General features: G+C 64.3%; 21 protein-coding genes. 13 read left to right on the top strand and 8 right to left on the bottom strand.

The genetic code is table 11. From position 1 onward, the window contains the following. Positions 1-56: 56 nt before the first annotated feature. The gene (locus tag HMPREF3176_RS01435; protein WP_070457638.1) at positions 57-1,529 is read left to right on the top strand and encodes a protein adenylyltransferase SelO; all 1,473 of its coding nucleotides are present in this window, start codon (positions 57-59) and stop codon (positions 1,527-1,529) included. 21 nt (positions 1,530-1,550) lie between these two features. On the opposite strand, the gene HMPREF3176_RS01430 is transcribed toward HMPREF3176_RS01435, so the two are convergent. The 5 genes from HMPREF3176_RS01430 to HMPREF3176_RS01410 form a co-directional block, all read right to left on the bottom strand. Further along, a complete protein-coding gene (locus HMPREF3176_RS01430) occupies positions 1,551-2,672 on the bottom strand; it encodes a hypothetical protein (RefSeq protein WP_016663498.1) in 1,122 nt (373 codons plus the stop codon). Continuing rightward, positions 2,669-3,508, bottom strand: coding sequence for an ammonia-dependent NAD(+) synthetase (gene nadE, locus HMPREF3176_RS01425; RefSeq protein WP_016663497.1), 840 nt, complete (start codon positions 3,506-3,508; stop codon positions 2,669-2,671). Before nadE ends, HMPREF3176_RS01430 begins: the two co-directional genes overlap by 4 nt. 9 nt (positions 3,509-3,517) lie before the next feature. Continuing rightward, positions 3,518-5,497: an HSP90 family protein gene (locus tag HMPREF3176_RS01420; RefSeq protein ID WP_016663496.1), complete on the bottom strand. Its 1,980-nt coding sequence runs from the start codon at positions 5,495-5,497 to the stop codon at positions 3,518-3,520. Positions 5,498-5,574: 77 nt separating this feature from the next. Beyond that, positions 5,575-8,520 (bottom strand): YhgE/Pip domain-containing protein, encoded by a 2,946-nt coding sequence (locus HMPREF3176_RS01415; protein ID WP_070457636.1) that lies wholly within the window; start codon positions 8,518-8,520, stop codon positions 5,575-5,577. A 12-nt stretch (positions 8,521-8,532) separates the two neighbouring features. Further along, complete coding sequence (locus HMPREF3176_RS01410) at positions 8,533-9,168, bottom strand: TetR/AcrR family transcriptional regulator (RefSeq protein ID WP_070457634.1); 636 nt, start codon at positions 9,166-9,168, stop codon at positions 8,533-8,535. A gap of 211 nt (positions 9,169-9,379) precedes the next feature. Here HMPREF3176_RS01410 and HMPREF3176_RS01405 point away from each other — a divergent pair, with 211 nt between their 5' ends. Next, positions 9,380-9,940, top strand: a complete 561-nt coding sequence (locus tag HMPREF3176_RS01405; RefSeq protein WP_070457632.1) for a TetR/AcrR family transcriptional regulator — start codon at positions 9,380-9,382, stop codon at positions 9,938-9,940. On the opposite strand, the gene HMPREF3176_RS01400 is transcribed toward HMPREF3176_RS01405, so the two are convergent. Beyond that, entirely contained in the window at positions 9,937-10,617 is a 681-nt protein-coding gene (locus HMPREF3176_RS01400; RefSeq protein ID WP_070457630.1) for a metal-dependent transcriptional regulator, read from the bottom strand. The genes HMPREF3176_RS01405 and HMPREF3176_RS01400 overlap by 4 nt on opposite strands. Before the next feature lie 151 nt (positions 10,618-10,768). Between HMPREF3176_RS01400 and HMPREF3176_RS01395 the strand changes: the two genes are divergently transcribed. The 5 genes from HMPREF3176_RS01395 to HMPREF3176_RS01375 are packed head-to-tail and all read left to right on the top strand — an operon-like array spanning position 10,769 to position 15,739. Further along, a complete protein-coding gene (locus tag HMPREF3176_RS01395) occupies positions 10,769-11,335 on the top strand; it encodes a manganese efflux pump MntP (RefSeq protein WP_040386395.1) in 567 nt (188 codons plus the stop codon). Positions 11,336-11,388: 53 nt separating this feature from the next. Further along, positions 11,389-12,501 (top strand): FUSC family protein, encoded by a 1,113-nt coding sequence (locus HMPREF3176_RS01390; protein WP_141740624.1) that lies wholly within the window; start codon positions 11,389-11,391, stop codon positions 12,499-12,501. A 34-nt stretch (positions 12,502-12,535) separates the two neighbouring features. Beyond that, positions 12,536-13,435 (top strand): putative selenate ABC transporter substrate-binding protein, encoded by a 900-nt coding sequence (locus tag HMPREF3176_RS01385; RefSeq protein WP_246816522.1) that lies wholly within the window; start codon positions 12,536-12,538, stop codon positions 13,433-13,435. A gap of 1 nt (position 13,436) precedes the next feature. Next, positions 13,437-14,192: a phosphonate ABC transporter ATP-binding protein gene (locus tag HMPREF3176_RS01380; RefSeq protein ID WP_070457628.1), complete on the top strand. Its 756-nt coding sequence runs from the start codon at positions 13,437-13,439 to the stop codon at positions 14,190-14,192. Beyond that, positions 14,189-15,739: a PhnE/PtxC family ABC transporter permease gene (locus HMPREF3176_RS01375; protein ID WP_070457626.1), complete on the top strand. Its 1,551-nt coding sequence runs from the start codon at positions 14,189-14,191 to the stop codon at positions 15,737-15,739. The genes HMPREF3176_RS01380 and HMPREF3176_RS01375 overlap by 4 nt, the downstream gene beginning before the upstream one ends. A 33-nt stretch (positions 15,740-15,772) precedes the next feature. Here the strand turns inward: HMPREF3176_RS01375 and HMPREF3176_RS01370 are convergent, their stop codons facing one another. Then, positions 15,773-16,375 (bottom strand): GNAT family N-acetyltransferase, encoded by a 603-nt coding sequence (locus tag HMPREF3176_RS01370; RefSeq protein ID WP_083286165.1) that lies wholly within the window; start codon positions 16,373-16,375, stop codon positions 15,773-15,775. Positions 16,376-16,385: 10 nt separating this feature from the next. Continuing rightward, complete coding sequence (locus tag HMPREF3176_RS01365; protein ID WP_070457623.1) at positions 16,386-16,925, bottom strand: NADPH-dependent FMN reductase; 540 nt, start codon at positions 16,923-16,925, stop codon at positions 16,386-16,388. A 66-nt stretch (positions 16,926-16,991) separates the two neighbouring features. On the opposite strand from HMPREF3176_RS01365, the gene HMPREF3176_RS01360 reads away from it, so the two are divergent. The 6 genes from HMPREF3176_RS01360 to HMPREF3176_RS01335 all read left to right on the top strand — a co-directional run bounded on the left by HMPREF3176_RS01360 (position 16,992) and on the right by HMPREF3176_RS01335 (position 24,655). Beyond that, the gene (locus HMPREF3176_RS01360; RefSeq protein WP_070457621.1) at positions 16,992-18,020 is read left to right on the top strand and encodes an ornithine cyclodeaminase family protein; all 1,029 of its coding nucleotides are present in this window, start codon (positions 16,992-16,994) and stop codon (positions 18,018-18,020) included. Between the two features lie 3 nt (positions 18,021-18,023). Then, positions 18,024-19,292, top strand: coding sequence for a phospholipase D-like domain-containing protein (locus HMPREF3176_RS01355; protein ID WP_070457619.1), 1,269 nt, complete (start codon positions 18,024-18,026; stop codon positions 19,290-19,292). A gap of 120 nt (positions 19,293-19,412) precedes the next feature. Beyond that, positions 19,413-20,639: a glycerophosphodiester phosphodiesterase family protein gene (locus HMPREF3176_RS09955; RefSeq protein WP_083286164.1), complete on the top strand. Its 1,227-nt coding sequence runs from the start codon at positions 19,413-19,415 to the stop codon at positions 20,637-20,639. 139 nt (positions 20,640-20,778) lie between these two features. Further along, on the top strand, positions 20,779-22,119 hold the full coding sequence (gdhA, locus tag HMPREF3176_RS01345; RefSeq protein ID WP_210386441.1) for an NADP-specific glutamate dehydrogenase: 1,341 nt from the start codon (positions 20,779-20,781) through the stop codon (positions 22,117-22,119). A 22-nt stretch (positions 22,120-22,141) separates the two neighbouring features. Further along, the gene (locus HMPREF3176_RS01340) at positions 22,142-22,936 is read left to right on the top strand and encodes a sulfite exporter TauE/SafE family protein (protein WP_070457616.1); all 795 of its coding nucleotides are present in this window, start codon (positions 22,142-22,144) and stop codon (positions 22,934-22,936) included. Between the two features lie 117 nt (positions 22,937-23,053). Then, positions 23,054-24,655, top strand: coding sequence for a Na+/H+ antiporter NhaC family protein (locus HMPREF3176_RS01335; RefSeq protein WP_070457615.1), 1,602 nt, complete (start codon positions 23,054-23,056; stop codon positions 24,653-24,655). Positions 24,656-24,873 lie beyond the last annotated feature (218 nt).

Below are 24,873 nucleotides of genomic sequence, written 5' to 3'. Positions count from 1 at the left end.
ATGTGGGTGCGACGCTAGATGAGCAAGCGTCGGAACGGACCCTGTAGCGTGGTGGTGTGCCCTCCCAGTTTCCGCCACTGACCACCCAGTTCGCGCGCGAGTTTCCCGATCTCGTGCGCGAGTGCGCGCCCAGCATCCCCACCGATACGCGCGTGGGGGCCGCGAATGCGCCGCTCGGGAGGGAGCTCGGGATCGATTCCGGGGCGGAAATCGAGGCGGTCGAGAGCCTCGCGCGCAGCTTTGCGAATGCGCACAGTGCGCACGCCATGGCGTATTCGGGCCACCAGTTTGGCACCTTCTCGCCCGTCCTCGGCGACGGCCGCGCCCACCTCATGGGCGAGCTGACCTGCGGCGATGCGATCGTGGACGTGCACCTTAAGGGTAGCGGGCTCACGCCGTTCTCGCGTCCTGGATCGGACGGCAAAGCGCCGCTCAGCGCGATGTATCGCGAATACCTCGTCTCGGAGGCGCTTGACGCCCTCGGCATTCCCACGAGCCGCGCGCTTGCGATTCTCGAGACGGGGGAGCGGATCAGGCGCCGCGCACCCGAGCCGGAACCTGCGGGGATCCTCGTGCGCACGGCTGCAAGCCACGTTCGCGTGGGCACCTTCCAGTTCGCGAGGGTCGCGGGCGATCAGGGATCAATCGCGGCGGATACGCGCGACACGCTCGTACGATTCGTCCTCGATCGGCACTACCCCGGACGGGAAGAGAGTGCCGACGCTCGCCGGCGGCCTGCCCTTGCTCTCCTTCGCGGCGTCGCAGCGCGCCAGGCGCGGCTCGTGGCCCAGTGGATGGGGGTGGGGTTCGTGCACGGCGTTCTCAATACCGACAACGTCAGCGTTGCGGGCGAATCGATCGACTTTGGGCCGTGTGCCTTCCTCGATCGGTACGAGGCCGGGGCGTGCTTCAGCTCGATCGACACCGGCGGCCGCTACGCCTACGGCCAGCAGCCGGCCATTACGCAGTGGAACCTCGCGCGCTTCGCCGAAGTCCTGCTCGACCTCATCGACCCGGATCCGCAGCGCGCGATCGACGACGCGAGTGCGGTACTAGCGGAGTTTGAGGAGGAGTACCGCGCTGCCTTCACGCGAGTGTTCGCGCGAAAGCTCGGAATTGAGGCGGAACCGGACGCCGCGTTGGCGCAGTTCGTTGCGAACACCCTCGAGTCCCTCGAGCGCGAGCACATGGACTTCACCCTGTTTTTCAGGGCCCTCGCCGAAGGAAAAAGCATCGACGGAGAGTTTGCCGCGGGCAGTGCGTGGCGAGCTGAACTCGAGGAGCTTCGCTCGCGCGGGGGAACGAGCCTCGAGCGCGCGGAGGCGCTCATGCGCGAGACGAACCCGATCTACATTCCCCGCAACCACCACGTCGAGGCAGCACTGCGCGACGTCGAGCGCGGCGAGCGGGGAAAATTCGAGCGCCTCCTTGCCGCGATTCGCGAGCCGTGGACACGCCGCGACGGATTCGAGGACCTCGAGGCGCCACCGCCCAACGCTCGATTCTTCACGAGCTTTTGCGGGACGTGAGCCGCTTTCCCGAGGATCGATTCAGCCGCCGAGCTCGAACGCGAAGCGCTCGAGCGGAGTGTGGCCCGCCTCGGTGACCGAGGTGGCGCGGTCATTCGTGCCATCGCGCTTATCGAACGCTTCGGCAAGGGGAAGCGCCGTGCTGCGCGCCGCTTCAATGAACTCCTCGACGGTTGTGTCTTCGCCGTTGAGGCCCTTGATCGCCATCGCGCCGTACCCGGCGCGCGTAAGCTCGCTCGCCACCACGATCAGCTGCTTGAGCGCCGCAAGGTACATGCTCGGGGCGAGGCCCTCGTGGCGTACGTTCGGCAAGTGGCGCACGAAGAGCATCGCCGCCATGCGCACATTGCCCGTCGCGAGAAGGAACAGCATGTGGTCGATCTGGTGGCTGAGATGCATCGGTGAGGACATGATCAGCGGGTAGGAAAACTCCGCGAGTGCCGCGGCCTCGGGAAGCCTCCCGGCGCGCGCGAACGCGAACAACGCCTCCGAGGCGATCGACTGGGGCTCTTCCGCGCACTCGTAGCCCCGGTCGAGGATTTCGTCCACGAGGCGAAGCGCTGCCTCCGGCTCGTCGATCTGCCACAAAATCGTGGCTTCCTGCGCCCTCGCGCACGCGTCGCAATTGGAGTATTCGTCGGGAGGGCACGCCTTGATGCGAGTGAGAACCTCGCGGGCTTCGTCGACATTGCCCGTCTCGAGCGCGAAAGAGAGTTCAGCCCACAGGATTCCGGCTTCCCCGGCTCCTTCGCGTTGATAGGCGGCGCGCATCATGTCGAGCGCGGAACGCACCTGGGAAAGCGAGTACTGGGGGTAGCTCAGAAGCATGACCGTGAGCCACTTGTACCACCACAGGAGGTCGACGTCCGGCTGAGTCTCGAGAGGACGCACGGGGTAGCGAGAGGGATCGGAATCGTGCATGTGCGCGCACCACAGGAACAGCGTGAGCTGCTCCGTGGCCTCGGCTGCCTGGAAGGCGAAACCTACGAGCCGCATGCGGATCTCGTAGAGGGCTCGCTTATCGCCTCGCTCCTCTGCGAGTCGCTCGGCGCGCTTGCCGATCTCCCACCGCTCCCGCGGCGGCATCGGCGCAGGGGAGTCGAAGCGGCGCGCGAGGCTTTCGACGGTCTCTGTTTCGCTCATCGCGACTCCGGGGTGCCCTTCCACCACGTGTCGGTGATGGTCACGGGCGTTGTGCGCTTGTGTCGCGACGAGAGATAGCGGCGCTCAATGTTCTCTGCGGAGGGCGCGGGGATGTCTCGGCCTTCGAGGTAGTCGTCGATGTCGTCGTAGCTCACGCCGAGCTCGTCCTCGTCCGTGCGCCCGGGGTTGCCATCGAGCAGGTCGGCGGTCGGCACCTTGGTCCAGAGCGGATCCGGTGCGCCCAGATGTTCGAGAAGCGAGCGGATCTGGCGCTTGTTGAGCCCGTAGAGAGGGAGGATGTCCGCGCCACCGTCGCCAAACTTCGTAAAGAACCCGACCGTGGACTCGGCGGCGTGATCCGTGCCGATCACGAGGAGCCCTTCGTCACCGCCGATCGCGTACTGAGCGACCATGCGCAGGCGCGCCTTGATGTTGCCCGCGTTGAAATCGCTTGTCTCATGCCCCGCCGCAGACGCAAACTCGTGGCGAAGTGCATCCGCAGCGCCCTTGATGTTGATGGTCATCTCGCGGTCCGCGCCGATCCACGCCATTGCCGCGGCCGCATCGGCCTCATCGTGCTGCACCCCGTGTGGAAGGCGCACCGCGACGAAATGAGCGTCGCCGCCCTCGGCACGCACCTTCTGAACCGCGAGCTGAGCGAGGCGGCCCGCGAGAGTCGAATCGACGCCGCCGCTAATGCCGAGCACAAAGCCGTTCGCGCCGGTCGAACGCAGGTACTCGGTCAGGAAAGCGACGCGGCGCTCGACCTCTGCCGCAGGGTCGATCTGGGGCTTCACGCCCATCTCGTTGATAATCGATGCTTGGAGTTCACGCATGGTCCCAGCCTAACTTTCGGTGCCTTCGCCCGGTTCGAGAAAATCCTCGATCGAGAGATCGCGCCGCATGAGATTCGTGGAAAGCGCGAGCATGTCGGAAAGGGACTCGTTGAGGATCGCGCGATCCGCGGGCCGCAGCGGGTTGTGCCCCGCGAGCATCGCCTGCACGTAGATGAGCCGCACCGTTCGCGAGGCCACCACCTGATCCTCGCTCTCGATGCCCGCGAGCATTTTCACGAGGGGGCTATTCCAGTTGAGAACGAGTGTGGCAAGGGTGGGCAGGCTCGAGTCTGGGCCTTCCGGCGCACGCTCCGTTTCCGGTGAGGAGGCCGTGACCTCACGCATGAGGTCGCCCCAGAAGCCGCTCGTCGATTCCTCAAGGCGGCGCAGCTCCATGCTCCTCAAAACATCGGGATCAACGACGTAGAGGGCCGGGACATCCTCGGGAGTAAATGCGCGCACCTGGACGTCGCAATCGAGCCCAAACAGCGCGGTTTCGGCGAATGCGCGCACGCGTTCGGCGGCCTCTTTGTCTGGACCGAACACCGCCCCGAACTGCGCAATCACATCGCCAAGGGTGATGGGCGCGGCGCTCGCGGACGCAATAGTCTCGCCGAGCATCCGCATGAGGTCTTTTTCGTACACGTAGCCGGCATTGACGACGACCTGGTCGCTCGGGACTACGCCCGCGAGCTGGCGGAATTCCTCCGTTGTTTCGGCGTAGCGCACACGCGGGTTCGCCTCGACGATCTCGCTCACGAGCATGCGCCCCTGGTTCGTCTCGAACGTGAAATGAGGCAGCACGATCCGCGCGAGCTCCACATCGTGAACGGCGAGGGAGCGCAGGGCCAAGTCGTGAATGGCAAGGAAACGCTGGAGGCCGCGCGGATCGCTCTCAGCAAGCGAGAGGATCCAGGACCGCAAGGTCGAGGCAATCGCGCGCTTCGTGACCGCGAGCGCCTCATCGTTGACGAAACCTTCGCGCGAGGCGGTGGGGGTGAGCCCCGTGGAATCGAGAACGACTCGCACGAAAAATGCCCATTCGGGCAGGAGATCGGGGAGGGCTTCGGAGACGAGAAGCCCGCCCATGTAGGCGCGCGTGGCCTGCCGCGCGCCTGGAGAGGGGGAGGCCGGAAGAACGAAAGCGGTTCCTCGCGTGCCCGTTTCGGGAACGGAAATGTCGATTATGTCGAGGGGTTGTGCACCGAGAAGTTCAGTTCCGTACTCGGCGAGGTGCTCGAGATCCCGCTCGAGGGCCCAAGCGTGAAGGTCATCTTCGCTGCCCTCCACGGGAGCATCTGCCGCCGAGGGGAGCACCCCGGGGGAGAGGTGACGGGTAAAAAACGGGGTGCGGTTGACGAAACGCTCGGTTCCACGCGGCCCGCAGACCTCGAGCGTCACGGGGAGGAACTCCGCGAACGTGGTCGCGAGCTCCCACACGCGAACGTATGACGTGAGCTCGCGAGCATCCGGCCGGGGGGTGAGCCGCACGCTCGTGCCGACTGCAACGTGAGAGCCGGCCGAACCCTCGAGAGATTCGAGCGTGAACGTGCCGTCGCTGCGGCCCACCCAACGGCTCGCCTCCCCACCGGAGGCGGGGCGGGTCTCGACCACGATTTCATCGCTCACCATGAAGCAGCTCAGCAGCCCGATGCCGAACTGCCCCAGCCGATCCGTGCGAGGCAAGTCGAAAATGTCCCGCTTGCTCGATTGGCCGACGGTCGAGAGGAGCTCCGCCATTTCCTCGCGGTGCATGCCCGCGCCGTTATCGGTGACAACGAGCTCGCCAGATTCGGGGCCCACGGGCGTCACCTGGATGAGGGCATCATCGAGGGTCAGCGTGCCCGCCTCGATGCGCGTCATGATCGCATCGCGAGCGTTCTGAATGAGCTCGCGCAGGAACACGCGCGGATTCGAGTAGATGTGCGTGCTCAGAAGCTCGACGACCGCGTGAAGGTTGACCTGAAACGGATGGGAGGGAAGCGTCATGCCTCGATCCTACGGAAACAGGTGAGCCTTGGCAGTCGTCGGACCCTCGATTGTGGATAACTCGCGCCCGGTGCCCGTCAGGCCTTCTCCCCGGGTGCCGAACCCTCACCGCTCTCGGGCGTTTCGGATTCGGCCGCCTCGCCAGCGTCCTGCTGCTCTTCAGCAACCGCGGACTCCTCGGTGTCCTCCGTGTCCTCGGCGCCCTCAGCATCACCGGGCTGCGGAGCATCCTCCGTATCCGAAGAACCGTCGGACTCCTCAGCGCCTTCTGCACCCTCTCCAGTCGACGCTTCGTCCTGAGCCGCGTTCTCGACACGGTCGTGAAGCTTCTTCTTGATTTTCTCCACCCGGCGCTTCGCACGGATACCGAACAAGAGCATCACGAAGGCGACCGCCGAATAGGCAACCATGATCCAAATGAGGTGGGCGAAGTTGATCGAGCCGCCCGCGATCGCGACCCTCAGTGCGTTCACGACCGACGTGAAGGGCAAGTACGGGCTGATGATCTGGAAGAACTTCGGAGTCGTCTCAATCGGGTACGTAGCACCCGCCGACGCGAGCTGAAGCACCGTGAAGATGAGCGACATGAAGCGCCCCACGGGGCCAAAGCACGCGACGAGTGCCTGGTTGAGAGCCATGAACGTGAGCGAGGCGATGAACGAAATAAGGAACGCCTGGCCAAGACGCATCATGTCGATCCCCACGAGGAAGTGCACGGTCGAAACCATGAGCACCGACTGAAGCACGCTCACCAAGGCACCCGGAAGGTAGCTCGCAAGGGCGACCATTGCGGCAGGCATGTTGCTGCCCACGCGGCGACCGCTCAGGGCCGGGAACACCAGGAAGAACGCGAGCGCGCCGATCCACAGCGAAAGCGTCATGAAGTACGGGCCAAGGCCGTAGCCGTAGCTTTCAACCTCGTGCAGGCGGTGCTTCGACAGGTCTACTTGCTGAGAGGCAACGCTCGCGAGATGATCCTTCTCAGACGTGGAGTAATTCGGCACTTGCTCGACGCCATCGGCAAGGCCGTCGTGGAGCTCGTTCGCGCCGTCCTTGAGTTCACCGAGGCCGCCACCGAGTTTGTGCGCACCGTCGTCGAGCTGACCGATGCCGTCATCGAGCTTGACCGCGCCGTCGTTGAGCTTGCCGAGACCGCCGTCAAGCTGGATTGCACCATCCTTGAGCTTCGACGCACCATTCGACAGATCGCCAGTGCCGGTCGCGAGGCGCTGCGCGCCGTCGTTGAGCTTGCCGCTCGCGGCATCGAGTTTCTTCGCGCCATCGGCGAGGGTCGAGGCGCCCGCATACGCGGTGCCCGTGCCGTCCTTGAGCTGGCTTGTGCCGTCCGCGAGGCGTCCCGTGCCGTTCGACAGCTCTCCCGCACCGTCGGAAAGCTGACCGAGGCCACTATTGAGCGAGTTCGCGCCGGTCGCAAGCTGGTTGATGCCGTCAACGAGCTGGGTGGATTTCGCATCCAGCTCCCGCACGCCGTCATCGAGCCGCTTGAACTTATCGGCGACCTCGCGCGATTTCTCTGCCGCCCGATCGAGCAGTGCGGGAAGTTCGTCGACCTTCTTATCGACCGCGTGGGCAGCGAGGTCGAGCGGCGCGATGATCTTCAGGTCGAGATCACTCACGCCCGCATTGATCGTGCGGGAGCGCTCCGCGATCTGATCCGCGCCGTCCTTGAGGCCGTCGATCGTTTGCTTTTGCTGTTCGGGGCTCATTTCGTCCCAGTGCGCCTGAATGTCCGCGAGCGACTCGGCGTAGGCCTCGGTGCCCTCGACATCCTCGGTCGTGAGCTGCTTGAGCTGCACGGCCTCGTCGTGCGCACCTCGCGTCTTGTTCTTGAGGTCGTGGAGGTCCTCCACAATCTCGGGGCCGCGAGCATCGAGATCGTCGAGGCGCTCGGCGATGAGCTCGGAACCGTCGGCAAGGGCTGCCGATCCCTTCTTAAGTTCCGCGACCGCTTCCGGCAGGATTGCCGTTTTCGAGTTCAATTCATTGAGGCCAGCGGCGATCTTCGCCGAGCCGTCCTGGGCATCCGTGAGGCCGTCGCGAAGGCGCAGAGCACCGTCATTGACCTGCGTTGCGCCGTCGTTGAGCTGGTTTGCGGCCGAGTCGAGTCGACCCACGCCGTTTGCGAGATCACCCGCACCGGAGGCGGCGCGGCCCGTCGCATCCTTGAGCTGGGTCGTGCCGTTCGCGAGGGTGGAGGCACCATCCGAGAGCTTGACCGCGCCGTCCTTGAGATCCCCGAGGCCGACGACGAGTTTGCCCGAGCCATCCTTCGCGGTCGCTGTCCCGTCGGCAAGCTGGCCGGCGCCGTCCTTTGCGCTCGTGGTGCCGTCGGCGAGCTTGTCGGCGCCGTCCTTCGCCTCCGAAGAACCGTCGGCGAGCTGGCCTGCGCCATCTTCGGCATCCGAGAGCGAGTCGTGCATGTCGTTGAAGCCCGCGTAGATGTTGTGGAGGTACTCGTCGCTCACCTTTTCGTTGAGCGAATCCGTGACCTTCGTGAGGATGCTCTGGGCGAGGTTGCCCGAGATCATATTTTTCGCGTCGTTGGTCGTGATTGAGAGTTCGGCTTTCGCGGCCGTCGAGGGGTCGTCGTTTCCAACAGAGGCGACGTTGGTGCTGAAGTTCTCGGGGATTGTCAAGACCGCGTAGACCTCGCCGTCTTCGAGTGCCTGGTTTGCGCGCGACTCGGACATCTCCGTCCAGTCGAGGTTGTTGTTCGAGGTCGAATCGAGGAGTTCATCGGTCAGCTCGTCGCCGAGGTCGAGGTCGGGATCGGTGTTGCCCTTGTCGAGGTTGACGACGGCGGCGGGCACCTGGTGGAGCCTGTTGATGGGGTCGACGTTCGACCACGTGAGAAGCGCCGCGTACACGAGCGGAACGAGCGAAACGCCGATCACGAGGATCATGACGCGAATGATGGAAAGGCTGTTTCCGGAACTGCGGAGGCGTCGCGCGATGGAATTGGCCTTGGCCGTGCGCATGGCCTTCAGATTGTTCTGTGACATAAAACGTTCTCCTTAGGCGGCCTTGTGGCCAGTCGCGGCCGCGAGGAAGTCGGTTGTCGTTTCGACCATCGCTGAGACCGGGAGGTCGTCGCGGAGGTCCTTGGTGGCTTGCGAAATGAGACCCGCCGAGAGGAACTCGGCGTAGCGCGCGGCGCGGGGACCGGTGAGACAGGTCAGCGCGTCGCGGAGCGTGCCGATGCCGAGCATGCGCCCTGCAAGGAAGCGCGTGAGTTCGCTTTCGGCGGCGCGCCCGCTCGGGCCGTCGAGAACCGCGAGGTAAAACGTGCGGTTCTCGCTCAGGTGCGTGAAGAGCGCCGTAAAGCTTTCGGCTGCGAAGCGGGTCCAGTTTTCGGGGTGGTCGGGGTTGTCCGACGCCTGCTGGGGGAGCGTCGCGAAGGCCTCTTCGAGGCGAGCCATAGCCGCGGCGTGCATGAGCGTGGGAATGTCCCCGAAGTGCTGGTAGAACGTGGGGCGGCTCGCGCCGGCGCGTCGAACAAGTTCGGAGACGCTCGGGGGCTGCGGGTTTTCGTCGAGGGCGTCGACCATGACGCGGATGAGCGATTCGCGCGATTTTTGAGCGCGCGGATCGATCGGCGTCTCCTCGACGTGATGGCTGAGGGCGCGCCGTGCGGCATACAGGACAGACATGGGGCCTCGACTCTGCTCTTTCTTACAGGTGCCAGTTTTTTCGACCGGGTCAAACGTAAAGCACTGATTTACAGATGTAAAGAGCGCTGGCTTACGTTTGTAAGAAATGTGTCATACCTCGCGTTAGGTAGTTCCTAGCCTTTATCGGTGCAGAACACTGTTACTTTATTGTCATCCCCTCAATGCTGAACCTTTTCTCCCTAGGACCCCCGTGCCCAGATCCAGCAAGAAAGAGTACGCCCTTAAGGTGGCGTACCACCTCGTCACCGAGACCGGTTGCGTTGACGGCCTCACCTTCGATTCGCTCGCGGCAGCCACAGGTATGTCGAAGTCGGGCCTCATCTATCACTTCCCTTCTCGTCACGATCTCCTCGTCGATCTTCACCAGTACGCCGCGAAACTGTGGGAGCGTGAGCTCGCCCGCGTGAGCGGCGGGAAGGCCCCCGAAGACCTCACGCCGGCCGAACGTGAGCGTGCCCTTGTAGTCGCCCTCGAGCGCGAAGAGCCCCTCGCAGAAATTCTTCTCAATATCCAGGCGCTGAGCCACCGTGACTATGAGCGGGCATGGGACGAGATTGATGAACGCTGGCTTCTCAACCCGAGTGAGGATGTCGAGAGCGACGACGACTTAGAGCGACTTGAGGATCACGTTCTCAGTGCTGGGCTTTGGGTGTATAACCACCTCAGCGGGCGCCCGATTTCCGAAAGGAACAGGGCGAAGCTCGTCGCGCGACTGGTAGCGCGAGCCGAAGCGCGCGGGTTGCGCGCCTAAGCGGCTTCGGGAACCGCCCTGATCGCGTTCGCGATCTGAGCGCTCAACTCGATGCGCTGCCCGCCACCTTCGATGCTCATGAGGCCCGTCGAATCCATTTCCTCGAGGATCGTGATTCGGGTGCCCGGGGCGAGCATGCGCTTCGCGCAGTAGCGAAGGATGTCCGGGTTTTCGTCGGAGACGCGCGAAATAACTCCGCTCTCGCCCCTCTCGCAGCGCGTGAGCGGAACGCCGGGGTCGGGCGCGTCGTGAATATCGCACGGGATCGGATCGCCGTGGGGGTCGACTGCGGGGTGCCCGAGCATGTCGTCCATGCGCGCAATCAGTCGGTCGCTTGTCGCGTGCTCGAGCTTGTCTGCCTCCTCGTGAACCTCGTCCCACGCGAGGCCGAGGTGCTCGACGAGGAAGGTTTCGAGGATCCGGTGTCGCCGCACGACCTGACGCGCGATCGTCTCGCCCTCGGCGGTGAGGGCGATCGCGCCGTAGGGGTGGTAGTCGATAAGGCCGTCGGTCGCGAGGCGTTTGAGCTGCGCTGACACCGTCGAGAGCGAAACCCCGAGTGCGGAGGCGATCGCACTCGTTGCGGGGGTGTGCCCGTCGTCGGGCCACTCGCTCGCCTTCCAGATGACGGCGAGGTAGTCCTCGGTGACCCTGGTTGGTTCGGGCGTGGCGTTCATGCGGGGTGAGCCTCTCGTGGGCGGGCGGCGAAGGGCCCTACGGCCCGTGTCAAGAATCGCCCGCGCGCTATTCTCCGTCAAATTGTTTGGACGTCCTCACTTTCGTTTTCCTCTAGACACACCGCATGTCGAGGCGAAAGTGTTGACAGACGTGGACATCATCGCACTCCTGCTCGTGGGCGTCGGGCTTGCCGCCGATGCCTTCGCCGCCGCTCTCACGCAGGGTGTGCACATGCGCCAGTTGTCCTACCGCGTGGCGCTCCTCATCGCCGTCGTGTTCGGGGCGTTTCAGGGCCTCATGCCCGTGCTCGGGTGGGCACTCGCATCCCAGTTCTCCCAGGTGCTCGCCCCCATCGACCACTGGATCGCCTTCGCGCTGCTCGCGCTCATCGGCGCGCACATGATCCGTGAGGCTTTCGTGGTCGAGGAGGAAGACGCTAGCGGCGAGCAAGCGGCGATCAACCTCAAAACACTTCTTCTTCTGGGCATCGGCACGAGCGTCGACGCCGCCGCGATCGGCGTGTCCTTCGCGATGCTCGCCGTCAACATCGTTGAGGCGGCTGCGATCATCGCCCTCGTCACCTTCGCCCTGTCGTTCGTTGCGGTCATCATTGGTCATCGTGTCGGGGCCCGATTCCGAACTCCCGCCGCGGTAGCGGGCGGCCTTGTCCTCATCGCTCTGGGCGCCAAGATCTTGATCGAACACCTCACAACGTGAGTTGATGCGGGCGATGATGCGCGCGCCTCGCGAATGGTTTTATCCTGAGGCACGTGCCTTCTCCCCGCGTCTCTCGTCATCGCCGGACATTTCTGCACGCGATTCCCGCCGAGGCGAGGGTTCATGTCGGCTCGAGCGCCCGGACCTTTGTGACCCTCGGCGAGGCGCGAGGCGAGTTCGTCCCCGCGGTGCGCATCTCCTTTTCGGTTGCGGTCCCCCTCGTGATTCTCCTTTTCTTGGGACGCCTTGATCTTTCACTCTTTGCGTCATTTGGCACCTTCAGCTCGCTTTATGGCCGATTCGTTCCCACGCGCGAGCGCGTGCGGCAACAGGCCATTGCGGGAGGCGCCCTGGTAGCGTGCGAGGTTTTCGCGACCGCTGCGCGCCACGCGGAGATGCTGGTTCCGACGTTTCCTGGGGCCTGGATCGTCGTCATCGTCGGCACGATGGTGGCGGCCCTGACGTCGGGCCTCGTGCCTCGCTTTTCGCTGAGGCCGCGGGGCGTGCTCTTCTTCGTTTTTGCGGCGACGGCTATCGCGACGAGCCCGCACGTGTTCCCGCTGTGGATACCGCTTGTATTCGGCGGCGGAAGCGTGCTGATTTCCTTAGCGTTCAGCGTGCTCTTTCACGTGCTCGGCGAGGCCAACACGGGCCGCCCGGTGCCGGTGCCGGAGCGCGTGAGCGTTGCCGATTACGCACAGGATGCGGGCCGCTTCGCGAGCGCGGCATTGATTGCGGGGTCGATCTCAACGGCGCTCATGATTCCTTCGCCATATTGGGCGCAAGTGGCGGCCGTGGCTCCTCTTTCAGAAACCCGCCGCGTGGGGCAGGTCAACCGTGCCCTTCACCGCGTTGTGGGGACCGTCCTTGGCGTCGCCATCGCGGCGTTCCTCATGTCGTTTCCGAGTCAGCCGTGGCAGACAGTCGTGTGGATCGTCGCGATGCAGTTCCTCGCGGAGATGTTCGTGACGCGCAATTATTCATTTGGGCTCGTATTCGTCACGCCGCTCGCCTTGCTCATGGTGCATCTTGCGAACCCCGCGAGGCATTACGAGATGCTCGTTCCCCGCATCGTCGAAACATCGATTGGTGCGGGCGTCGGCATTGTCGTCGTCATCGTCGGCCTCTTTGTGGAGCGCTGGTGGATGTCGCATAAGATGACGTGAAATCTATGTCCTTAGAAAGAGATGGAGTGTTCACGTGGTTGCGCGTCGAAAAATTATCCAGGCTGCCGCAGTGTTGCCTGCACTGTCACTGATTGCCGCGTGCGGATCCTCGGAGAATTCGGCGCGGCCTCTTCGCGTCAGCGCGATTCCGGATCAGGATCCTGACGTGCTCACCGAGCGCGAAGAAGCGTTTGCTCAATACCTCGCCACAAAACTCGAACGGGATGTCGAATACGTTGCCGTCCCCGACTATTCGGCCTCGGTAGCACAGCTCGGCACTGGCGACCTGGATCTCGTGTTTTACGGCGGTCTCACGGGCGTGCAGGCGCGGAAGCAGAGCCCGGACGTCACGATTATCGGCCAGCGCGATATCGACGCGACGTTCACGAGTACTTTCATCGCCAATTCCGATTCGGGGATCGAGCCCGTCAGTGACGTGGCAGGGCTTTCGGTGTACGCCGGCAAGCGCTTCACCTTTGGTTCGGAGACATCGACTTCGGGCCGTCTCATGCCATCGTCGTTCCTTGCGGAGGCCGGCGTCGAGGAGAGCGACCTCGCTGGTGAACCTGGTTTCTCGGGCTCTCACGACAAGACTATCGAGCTTGTCCAGGCAGGCACCTATGAGGGCGGCGCCGTGAACTCGCAGGTGTGGAAGAGCCGCCTCGAAGAGGGCACGATCGACACGGCCAAAGTGATCGCCGTCCTCGAATCACCCACGTTCCACGACTACCACTGGATTCTTCGCGAGGAGGCGGAGAAGGACTTCGGCGACGGGTTCGCTCAAAACCTCAAGGACGTCCTTTTCGCGATGCACGAGGATGAGGCTGGCAAGTCCGTTCTCGAACTGTACAAGGCCGCCAGCATTATCGACGCGAAGCCGGAAGATTACGCGCGCATCGAAGAGGCAGCCGAGAAGCTGGACCTTCTTGGCTGAGATGTCCGGCAGCGATGACGCCGCCGCGTGCCTCGAGAACATCGAGGTTCGCTTCGGCACGCGCCGTGCTCTCGCCGGGAGTGTGAGTGTTGCCCCAGGCGAAAGGGTTGCGCTCATTGGTCCGAGCGGCGCGGGCAAAAGCACCCTTCTTCGACTGTGTACGGGGGCGGTGAGCCCGAGTGCGGGGACGGTGCGCATCGGCGGTAAGAACCTCGCCGAACTTTCCGGCCGTGAACTTCGCTCTGTGCGAGCCAGCATCGGTACGGTGCACCAGGGGCTTCACCTCATCGAGCCGCTTTCGGTGCTCCAGAACGTTCTCGCGGGCAACCTGGGCCGGTGGGGGAGTCTCCGAGCGCTCGCGTCACTCGTCTTTCCTCGCGAGCGCGAGGTTGCCGAGGATGCCATGGATGCACTCGGTATCGCCCACCTCGCTTCTGCGCGTACTGGCCTTCTGTCGGGCGGTGAACAGCAGCGCGTCGCTCTCGCCCGCATCCTCGTACAGCGACCCGGGCTGATCCTTGCCGATGAGCCTATCGCCGCACTCGATCCCGCTCGTGCTCGTGAGGTTATGTCGATCCTGTCCGCGGTGGTCGACGAGACGGGGGCGGCGCTCATTGTGAGCCTCCACGATCCCAAGGTTGCGATCGACTTTGCCGATCGCATCGTGGGTCTGCGCTCGGGGAAGATCGAGTTCGACCTTCCGGCGGGCGATGTGGATCTCGAGCGCACGCGGGCCCTCTACAGGATCGACGCATGACTAAAGCGCGAAGCGCGCGGTGGTGGAGTATTGCCGCTATCGCGGCTGTTCTCGTTTCCGTCGTAAGCGTTATGCCGGGCGTCGCTCTGGCACCGGGGGGAGTTCCGACGCTTGCCCGGTTCTGGCTTGCGGCTTTTTCTCCGGACCTGGACCTCACCTATATTTCACGCATCCTCGGGGCGACACTGACGACACTCGCGTTCTCCGTGCTCGGCACGCTCCTCGCGGTCGCGATCGGCTTCTTCGGCGGCGTGCTCATGAGCGAAGGCTGGTGGCGATCCCGCGGGGGGTGGCTCACGACGCGTCTCGCATTCGCGCTCCCGCGTGGAGTCCACGAAACCGTGTGGGCGGTTGTGCTTTTGCTTGTGCTCGGAAGAGACCCACTCGTGGGCGTTCTCGCGATTGGCATCCCGTTCGGAGCGATCACCGCGAAGGTCTACGCGGAGATTATCGACGAAACCCCCACGGGCCCCTCGGATGCACTTCGCCTCGCGGGTGCAGGTAAAGTCGCGGCGTTCGCGTATGGCACGCTCCCGCGCGTGTGGAGGGACTTCGTGGCCTACGCCTTCTATCGGCTCGACTGTGCGCTGCGCGCTGCGGTAATCCTTGGCATGCTCGGCGTAGGCGGGCTTGGTTTTGAGCTCTCCACGGCGTTCCAGGGTCTCGCGTTCGAACGCATGTGGACCGTGATGTACGCGCTTCTCCTCGTGGGACTCGCGTGCGAATGGTGGAGCCGGAAGCTTCGCGATCCATCTCGTCGATTTATGGCATGCTCGTCGATCGCGATCGCGGCGCTCACCGTTCTTTCGACCTTTCACTTGCGCGTGAGCATTCTTGAGCTTGACCTTTCGCGCATCGCCGAACGCGCAGCTCGGGTCGTGCAGAAAGCCATTCCGCCCACGCTTCCCTCGACTCTCCCGCAACTTCTCGTGGACTCGGCGCTCACGCTCACGATGTCGATCGCGGCTATTGCCGTGGCCTCACTTCTCGGGGGTTTCATGGCTTTCATTGCGACTCCGCCGCCCGTCACGCCCGAGGGCACCCGCGGCCCGCTTCGGCTCGCGCGCGAAGCTCTCGGTTTCCTCGCGCGAGCGATCCTTTTGCTCGTGCGCGTGACCTCGCCGCCCGTATGGGCGCTCCTCTTGCTCTTTTTGCTTTTCCCGGGTCCGCTTCCCGGAACCCTCGCCCTCGGAATTTACAACGCGGGTGTGCTCGGGCGCCTTTATGCAGAAGCCCTCGAAACGGTCGACCGCCGGCCATCTCTCGCCTTGCGCTATGCGGGTGCACATCGACTCATCGAGGCTGTGTATGGGGTGATTCCACTCGTCAAAGGGCGTTTTTCTGCCTACAGCCTTTACCGGTGGGAGGTGACGATCCGGGAGAGCGTCGTGGTCGGGGTCGTCGGTGCAGGAGGGCTTGGTCGCGTGCTCGAAGCCGAACGCACGGCCTTCGACTATTCGTCGATGCTGACCGTTGTCATCGCACTGCTCGTGCTCTCGATCCTCGTGGATCTCGTGAGCGCCTCTGCACGCAAAGCCTGGAGGTAGATGGGCAGGCGTCGGCCACTCTTCCCGGGCGGGCTACTGCGCTGCGCGCTGGAGCCGGTATTCGAGGTGCGCGCGCACGGTGGGCCACTCGTGGTCGAGGATCGAGTACAGCGCCGTGTCGCGTGTGGTGCCGTTTTTGAGAACTCGGTGGCGCCGCATGACCCCTTCAAAGGTGGCGCCGAGTTTTTCGATCGCCGCGCGTGAGTGCCTGTTGAAGGTGTGGGTGCGCAGCTCGATGCGCTGGAACTTTTCGACCTCAAAGAGGTGGCGCAAGAGAAGGAACTTCGCTTCCGGATTCACCGCGGTGCCCTGCACGCTCTGCGCGTACCAGGTTGCGCCGATCTCGGCGACCCGGTTCGCCCGGTCGATGTTGATGACGTTCGTCATCCCGGCGATGTAGCCGGAATCCTCGTCGACTTTGCGGATCACGGTATAGGGGAGCATCGAGCCTGCTGCGCACAGGTCGAGACGCCTCTCGATGTCCTGGCGCATTTCCGCGGGCTTCGCGATGTTCGCGTACCAGAGTTTCCATAGTTCGCCGTCGTTCACCGCGTCCTTGAGTCCCTCGAGATGTTCGAGTGAGAGTGGTTCGAGGACAACGAAGTCGCCGGCGAGGCGAAGGGGTGAAGTGGGCATGCGGTGCATCCTACGCCGCGCATTCTTCGAGCCCTTTGAGAAGAGTTGTTGCGTTGCGCCTCCATTCCTCGCTCACGGTGAGGCTCCCGTTCTTCACGTCGGCGCGGTAGCTCGTGTAACCGAGCAGCGGCTCCACGAGATCCATCCGAAGCGATGCGGCGACGGGGGTGAGCGCGCGTGCCGCATCGAGCCCGCCGTTGGAGTAGCCCCACGCGATGATGCCGAGCGGCTTGCCTTCCCATTCCGCGGAGAGGTAGTCGATCGCGTTCTTGAGCGGCGCCGAGAAAGAGCCGTTGTACTGCGGTGTTGCCCAGACTATTGCGTCAGCTCGCGCGACGATGGCTGCCCACGCACGCGTGTGCGGGCGCTCGTAGTTCCCGGATCGAGGGTGGTCGAGCTCGTCGAGGAACGGCAGGTTAATGTCCTTGAGATCCGCGAACTCGACGTCGAAGGTCGTGGTCTCCTTCGCAAGGCTTTCGAGTGCGCGCGACACGAGGATCCCCGAGCGCGATGGACGCGTAGTTCCGTGAATTATCAATAACGTGGGCATGTGTCGAGGTTACGCCTCAACCGCTCAATTCGGCCCGCGCTAAGTCGCGCATGACACAGTGAGAACATGAAAAGCTACACCGCAGAGCACGTTTTCGCCCTCGGGTATCGCGCTGCCGCTGACGCCCTGACGGCAGCTCTCGCCTCGGGCTTCGATCCGGCAGGCGACCCTGAACGCACCTTCACGAGTGTCGGGACCGGCGAATTCCTCACGATGCCCTCAAGGGTCGGTGACGATGCCGGCATCAAAATACTGACCCTTGCGCCGCACAACCCGGACAAGTCTCTCCCGTTCATCCAGGGCACGTATCTGCTGTGCGACGCGCAGACGCTGACGCCGCGCTCGCTCGTCGACGGGATCGCCCTCACCGCGCTTCGCACGCCCGCGGTGGCCATCGCCGCGGCACGCCCGGCATTACGCGCGATCGCCGCGCACGTCACGCGCCGGCCGAACGTCGTCGCCTTCGGCGCGGGAGTTCAGGGGGAGGGGCTCGTGCGGGCGCTCGCCGATGAGTGCGGCAGCGGGGGCGTGGGCTTCGACGCTCTCGGGTCTGTCACCTACGCCGTGCGCAGCCCGGAAAACGTGAGTGAAAGCGCGCTCGCGGTGGGCGCGGGCGGGAGTGCAGGCGAGGTTGGAACGGTGAAGGCAGGTTCCGACGCCTGCCGCGCTGCCGTCGAGGCCGCCGACGTGATCGTGTGTGCGAGCGCGGCAAAGGAGGCGGTGTTTGACGACGCGTGGGTGCAGGCGCACGCGGCCGTCCTCGCCGTCGGCGCGCATACGCCGCAGACCCGCGAGGTCCCCGCCGAGACGATGGGACGTGCCCGCGTGATCGTCGAGGATCAGGCGGTCGCCTTGCGCGAGAACGGGGACGTCGTGCGCGCGATCGCCGACGGGTTCCTTGCCGACAGCGCCCTCGTGAGCATGAAGGCGCTCCTTGGCGAAGAGGCGACTATGGCGGCAGGTGAGGTGAACGTTCCGGATACCCCCACGGTCGTGACGACCGTGGGTATGAGCTGGCAGGATCTCGTCGTGGCCGCCGCGGTTGCCCGCCACGCGGATGAGAACGCAAGCTTCAGGAAGAGTTGCGAGAATTGAGGCATGAGTGAAACCACCGCACAGCTGAGCGTTATTGAGCGCAGCAAGCGCGTCGCCAGGCGGGCCGCACTCGCGACGACTGCCGGTATTGCCGCATCTCAAGCAGTCGCCGTGGGCACCCTTCTCGCCATGGACGCCTACACGAAACGCGGGCGCAAGAAGCGCCGTGCGCCCAAGCCCGGGACGTTCGATTCGAGCGTCGAGAAGTCCGACATCAGGATCTTCACGAGCGGCGAGGAACTTTACGATTCGATGATCGAGTCGATCGACAATGCCGAGCACACGGTTATGCTCGCGACCTTCATCTGGAAGGGAGACCGCGTAGGCCAGCGCTTCATGGACGCCGTGAACAACGCGGCTGCGCGCGGAGTCGATGTGTTCCTCATTTGGGACGTCTTCGCGAATCTCGTGGTTCCTCGCCAGTTCTTCGAGCAACTTGATGAGCGCATCAACGTTCACCGCATGTACCCCATCTCGGGGTCGTTTTGGCGTGCCCCGATCCGTTCGACCGGTCTGCTCCACTCCAAGGTCCTCGTCGTCGACGACGAGGTGGGGTACGTGGGCGGCTTCAACATCGGCGATGCCTACGAGAGTGAATGGCGCGACACCCACGTGCGCGAGGTGGGGCCCGCCGTGTGGGAGCTGCGCCAGGCGTTCGTCAACGTGTGGAACGAGGATCGTCGCGCCGATGAACGTATTGACTGGATCGCGCCACACGCATGGAATACGCGCGTCGAGGTCCACCCCAACCTCCCGCTCCAGGCCGTCTACCCGATTCGCCGCATGTACCTCGCGGCCATCGAGCGCGCCCAGAAGAACATCTGGCTCTCGACCCCGTACTTCGTTCCCGACGGCAAGCTCCTCGAGCCGCTTCGTGCCGCTGCCGCGCGCGGGGTCGATGTGCGCCTCATGCTCCCCGAACAGTCCAACCACGTCGTCGTCGACTGGGTCGCGCGGGGCTTCTACCAGGATCTACTCGACGCTGGCGTGCGCATCTTCCTCTACACGCCCGCGATGAACCACTCGAAGATCGCGACGATCGACGGGATGTGGGCAACCGTCGGAACCGCCAACCTTGACCGGCTTTCGCTCGCGCTTAACTACGAAACCAACCTCGAGGTTGCCGATCCGGCATTCGCCGAGGCTCTCGAGAAAGTGTTTGAGGCCGACTTCAAGGACTGCTTCGAGGTGGATCCCGAGAAGTGGAAGGCGCGCGCAGGAATCGAGAAAGTTACCGAGAAGCTGCTCGTTCCGCTGCGCCCCATAATGTAACGCGGCTCGTTCACCTGTAGGCCACCGTCGCGTCAACCGCCCGTGGAATTGCCACCTTAGCCTGGCCCGATCACGCGCGGTCGACATGCGTGAACACGCCCCACGAAAAAGGAGTTTCCCGTGAAGTACACGCACCGAGTGCAGGTCTCGGCGCCCTTCGATGTTGCCCTTGAGGCGGTGCGCCACGCCCTCGCCGAGGAAGGCTTCGGGGTGGTGTACGAACTGAACATGCAGGGCACCCTCTCCAACAAGATCGGCGCTGAAGCTGGCGCCGAGCTCGGCCCGTACGTGATTCTCGGTGCGTGCATCCCGGCGCTCGCGAGGCGCGCTCTTAATGCCGATCCGTCGATGGGGGCGCTTTTGCCGTGCAACGTCGTCGTGCGCGCGGGGGGGAGCTACGAGCAGAGCATCGTTGAGTGCATCGACCCGACCGTCATGAGCGGGCTCAGCAGGGGCGAGGAGGTCCGCGCGATGACGGAAGATGCCGACCACGGCCTCCGTACCGTTCTCGCGAGCATCGACCATTTCGTCCCCGCGCAGGGAGCAGGAACCGGCGCCCCCGCGGCCGTCACGGAAGCGCCCGCCGTGCGCCCGCCGCAAGCATCGCATGCCGAAGGCGTCGAGGTCGCGGGGGTCGAGGGCTACCGACCCGTGATCGTTGGCCACCGCGGAGCAGCGCTCGTGACGACCGAGAACACGCTCGCGGGCTTCCGCCAGGCAAAGACGGACGGCGCTGGCGTCGTCGAATGCGACGTGCACCTGAGCGCCGACGGCACGCCGATCATCATGCACGACGAGACGATCGACCGCATGGCCGATCCAGCTTCTATTCCCGCAAAAGGCGCTATTAAGGACCTCACGAACGCCGAACTTGCACAGGTGTCACTCCAGGGTGGCCACGGCGTTCCGCTTCTCACGGAGCTTCTCGCGATGGACGACCTCGAGCTTTATGTCGAGGTCAAGGTCGCGTCGGCCGCGACGGCTTCGGCGCAGCTCATCCACGATAAACGCCCGGGGCACGGCGAGCGCGACACGGTCATTTCCTTCGTCCCCGAGGCTCTCGCGGCTGTGCACGAGGTTGCCCCGCACGTGGGGCTCGGTCTCCTCGTGGATGAGGTCGAGGAGTCGACGTGGGACACGCTCGAGGAGCTCGGCTGCACGTGGCTGAGCTGCAGTGTGGACGGTCTCACCCCCGAGGCCGCGAAGGAAGCGCACGCGCGTGGTTACAAGATCAACGTGTGGACGGTGAACACGGAGGAGCAGCTCACAAGGGCCATCGAGCTCCGCCCCGAGTCGATCTCCACGGATGATCCCCGCTGGGCGATCGAACAGCTCGCGGCCCGCTAAAGCGTCGCGTCTCTCATCCTGAGACCGCGACTTCCCGAAAGGTGGCCGCGGCGTGTAAGTTTTCAAGAGCGCCTTTACCACTCAGTATCGACAGAGGTGTACGAAGACGACTGCATACACACACGACAAAGGATGATTGATGGCCACTTCACTTGATGCGACCCTTGACGCCGTTTTACGCCGTAATCCCGGCGAAGGCGAATTCCACCAGGCGGTCAGGGAGGTTTTCGAATCGCTCGAACTGCTCCACGCTCGGCGCCCCGAATACGCCGAAGCCGCGATCCTCGAGCGCATCGCCGAGCCGGAACGCCAGATCATCTTCCGCGTCCCCTGGGTCGACGATGAGGGCAAGGTGCGGGTGAACCGCGGCTTTCGCATCGAGTTCAACTCGGCGCTTGGCCCCTACAAAGGGGGATTGCGCTTCCACCGCAGCGTCAACCTCGGCATCGTGAAGTTCCTCGGCTTCGAGCAGATCTTTAAGAACTCCCTCACGGGCCTGCCAATCGGCGGCGGCAAGGGCGGCTCCGATTTTGATCCGCACGGCAAGTCCGACGCTGAAATCATGCGCTTTTGCCAGTCGTTTATGACCGAACTTTTCCGCCACATCGGCCCCGATACCGACGTCCCCGCGGGCGACATCGGCGTGGGCGGCCGCGAGATCGGCTACCTCTTTGGCCAGTACAAGCGGCTTGCGAACCGCTTCGATGCCGGCACCCTCACCGGCAAGGGCCTCAACTGGGGTGGCTCGCTCGTGCGCACGGAGGCGACCGGCTACGGGGCCGCGATCTTCGCGAACGAGATGCTCAAGGCGAAAGGCCTCGACTTCGAAGGTCGCCGCGTGCTCGTGTCCGGCTCCGGCAACGTCGCGCTCTATGCCATTGAGAAGGCCCAGCAGCTCGGCGGTACCGCGATCACGGCTTCCGACTCGAGCGGTTACGTCGTCGACGAGGAGGGCATCGACCTCGACCTGCTCAAGCAGATCAAGGAGGTCGAGCGCGGCCGCATCCGCGAGTACGCCGAACGTCGCGGCGGCAAAGCGCGCTTCGTGGAGGGTGGCAACGTGTGGGACGTCCCCGGCGAGATCGCCATTCCTTCCGCTACCCAGAACGAGCTCGACGCCGCGAGCGCAAAGACGCTCCTCAAGAACGGCCTCATCGCGGTGTCCGAGGGTGCGAACATGCCCTCGACCCCCGAAGCCGTGGACCTTTTCCAGGAGGCCGACATCGCCTTCGGCCCCGGCAAGGCGGCTAATGCGGGCGGCGTGGCAACCTCGGCCCTCGAAATGCAGCAAAATGCCGCGCGGGACTCGTGGACGTTCGAGGACACCGAAAAGCGCCTCACCGACATCATGGTGAACATCCACGACACGTGCGCCGCGACAGCCGATGAGTACGGCCGCCCCGGTGACTACGTCGTCGGCGCCAACATTGCGGGCTTCGTGAAGGTTGCCGACGCGATGCTCGATTTCGGTGTGATCTAGGCGTGCAGCTCGCGGTGGCGCGATGAACGCCGTCGTCTTCGCGGCGGTGATCGGCGTGGGCATCGGCCTCGTGGTCGGTGCCCTCGGCGCGGGTGGAGGCATCCTTTCTGTCCCCGTGCTCGTGTTCGTGCTCGGCATGGCGCCCCACGACGCGACCGGTGCCTCACTCGTCGTCGTGGGCCTCACTGCGATCGTCGCGCTCCGCCACCCCGCACAGCAGGGCAATGTCCGCTGGAGGGAGGGACTCACCTTCGGCGCCATTGCCATCGTCGGCGCCGCCCTCGCCTCGCGACTCTCCCTTTTCGTGCCCGAGCGAGCCCTGATGCTCAGCTTTGGTGCACTCTTGCTCATCGTCGCAATCGTCATGGCGCGCCGCTCCTACACGACGAGGCTCGAAGAGAACGTGAAAGAGAGGGGGCCGACGCTTGCTGGGCAACCGTCGGAACCCGAATCCCAACCGTCTCGGCTTGCCCTTGTGCTCGCCGCGAGCGCCACGGGGCTCCTCACGGGCTTTTTCGGCGTCGGTGGGGGATTCCTTGCCGTGCCGATGCTCGTGATCGCGCTCGGCATGCCCATGCGTGCGGCGTCGGGCACGAGCCTGCTCGTCATGATCATGACGTCCGCCGCGGCGCTGCTCGCGAGGATCGGAACCCCCACGCACATCGATTGGCCGTCGGTACTCATATTCGCGGCCGGAACGGTGCTCGGGGGGATGGCCGGTGGGCCCCTCTCGGCGAAGGCGCGGCCCTCGAGCCTCACGGCACTTTTCGCGGTTCTCCTCGCGGGCGTTGGGGTGTTGACGCTCGCGACCGCGTGAGCATTCGTATCCTTCAACACGTATGGATCCCCTCGGGGACCTTTCCACTTTCCCCTCGGGACAACGGCGTTTACTGTGGGGGTGTTCCTGCGTCTGCGACACGCCTAGGAGGTCCCAGTGGTAGAGACCTACCCGATCCTCACCCTCGTTCCGCCGATCCTCGCGATTCTCCTCGTGATCGTGACGAAACGTGTGCTCATATCGCTCTTCGCAGGCGTCGTGGCCGGCGCGATATTGATCGCTGACTTTTCTCCGCTCGGCTCGCTTGGCGAGGTCGGTAAGGCCGCCCTCGGACTCGTGTGGGAAGACGGCGGGCTGAACTGGTACACGATCCTCATCATCGCCTTCCTGCTCGAACTCGGCACCATCACGTCTCTCGTCCTCATGGCTGGCGGGACGTCGGCGTTTTCGGACTGGGTGGAAAAGCGCGTGAAGACACGGCGCGGGGCCCAAATTCTCACGGGCCTTTTGAGCCTTTCGTTCTTTATCGACGACTACTTCAACGCTCTTTCGGTGGGGCAGATCGCGCGGCCCATCTCGGATCGGCAACGCGTCTCGCGCGCCAAGCTTGCATACCTGATCGATTCGGGCGCGGCCCCCGTCGTCGTGCTCATCCCGTTCTCGAGCTGGGGTGCCTCCCTCATCGGCATCATGGCCCCGATCCTCGCGGCCTCCGCACTTCAGATGAGCGAGGTCGAGGCCTTCGTGCGCGCCGCGCTCATGAACTTTTACGCGGTTGCTGCGCTCGTATTTGTGTGGCTCGTGATCGCCTGGCAGCTCGACTTCGGGCCCATGCGTAAGGAAGAGGAGCGGGCCTTCGCCGGCGACGGCGTGCACGCCGATGAAAAGGACGCTCCCAGCCAGGCGACTGACAAGCTCCCGCGTCACGAACCGGGAGCGAAGCGCGCGCTGCTCGTCCCGTTCGTTCTGCTGATCCTCGGTGTCGTGGGCGGAATGTACGTCACCGGTGGCATCGAGGCCGGCGCGTGGGATCTCTTCTCGACGATGGCCAATGCCAACGTGGCGCTGTCCCTCAACGTCGGCGGCATCATCGGCCTCATCGTCGCGTTCTACTACCTGTACCGTTACACGCTCTCCAACCCGGTCTTCTCCTCAACCGTGCGTTTCGGTGGCGCTTTCCAGGGCGCGAAGTCGATGCTTCCCGCGATTTCGATTCTTCTTCTCGCGTGGATGCTCGGCGCCGTCATCGGCGATCTCGGCACGGGCAGCTTCCTCGCCGACGTCGTTGCGAACGTGAACCTCCCGGCCCACTGGCTCGTCCCGATCCTGTTTGCGATGGCCGGTCTCATGGCGTTCGCGACCGGCTCCTCGTGGGGCGCTTTCGGCATTCTGCTGCCGCTCGCGGGCCAGCTCATGAATGCGTCCCCCGGAGGCAATGAGCTTCTGATCGCCGCGTTCGGCGCGGTCATCGCCGGCAGCGTTTTCGGCGATCACTGCTCGCCGATTTCCGACACTACGATCCTGTCGAGCACGGGCGCCGGCTGCAAGGTGAGTACGCACGTGAACACCCAACTTCCCTACGCGCTCGTCGCGGCCGGATCCTCGCTCGTGGGTTACGTCGTGTTTGCGGCAACGGGGATGGCACCAGCGGGCTTCGCCGTGACGCTTCTTGTGCTCGTCGCCGCGGCCCTCGTGCTGCGTGCGCGTTGCGGCGGTGAACGATCCGTGAACTCCGGTGTTGCCGCTGGTGCAACCTGAAATTCACCGACGGGCAAGACTCTGTGAGGACTCGATTTCTAGCCTGAGCTCGGCACTGTTTGTCGAGTTCAGGATAGAAATCATGCCCCGAGCATCCCGGTCTCGACACCCGTCACCTCAACCAGGTAACGGCAACCGTGGAAACTGGCGACACTGCCTACGTCGACGGCAACGGCACCACGGAGACCATCACAAAATCCAGCTGGCAAACGCCCCTC

Source organism: Dermabacter sp. HMSC08H10, from assembly GCF_001807585.1.
GTDB classification, from domain to species: domain Bacteria; phylum Actinomycetota; class Actinomycetes; order Actinomycetales; family Dermabacteraceae; genus Dermabacter; species Dermabacter hominis.
The sequence above is the reverse complement of the archived record's forward strand: the minus strand, read 5'-3'. Positions and strand labels throughout refer to the sequence as shown.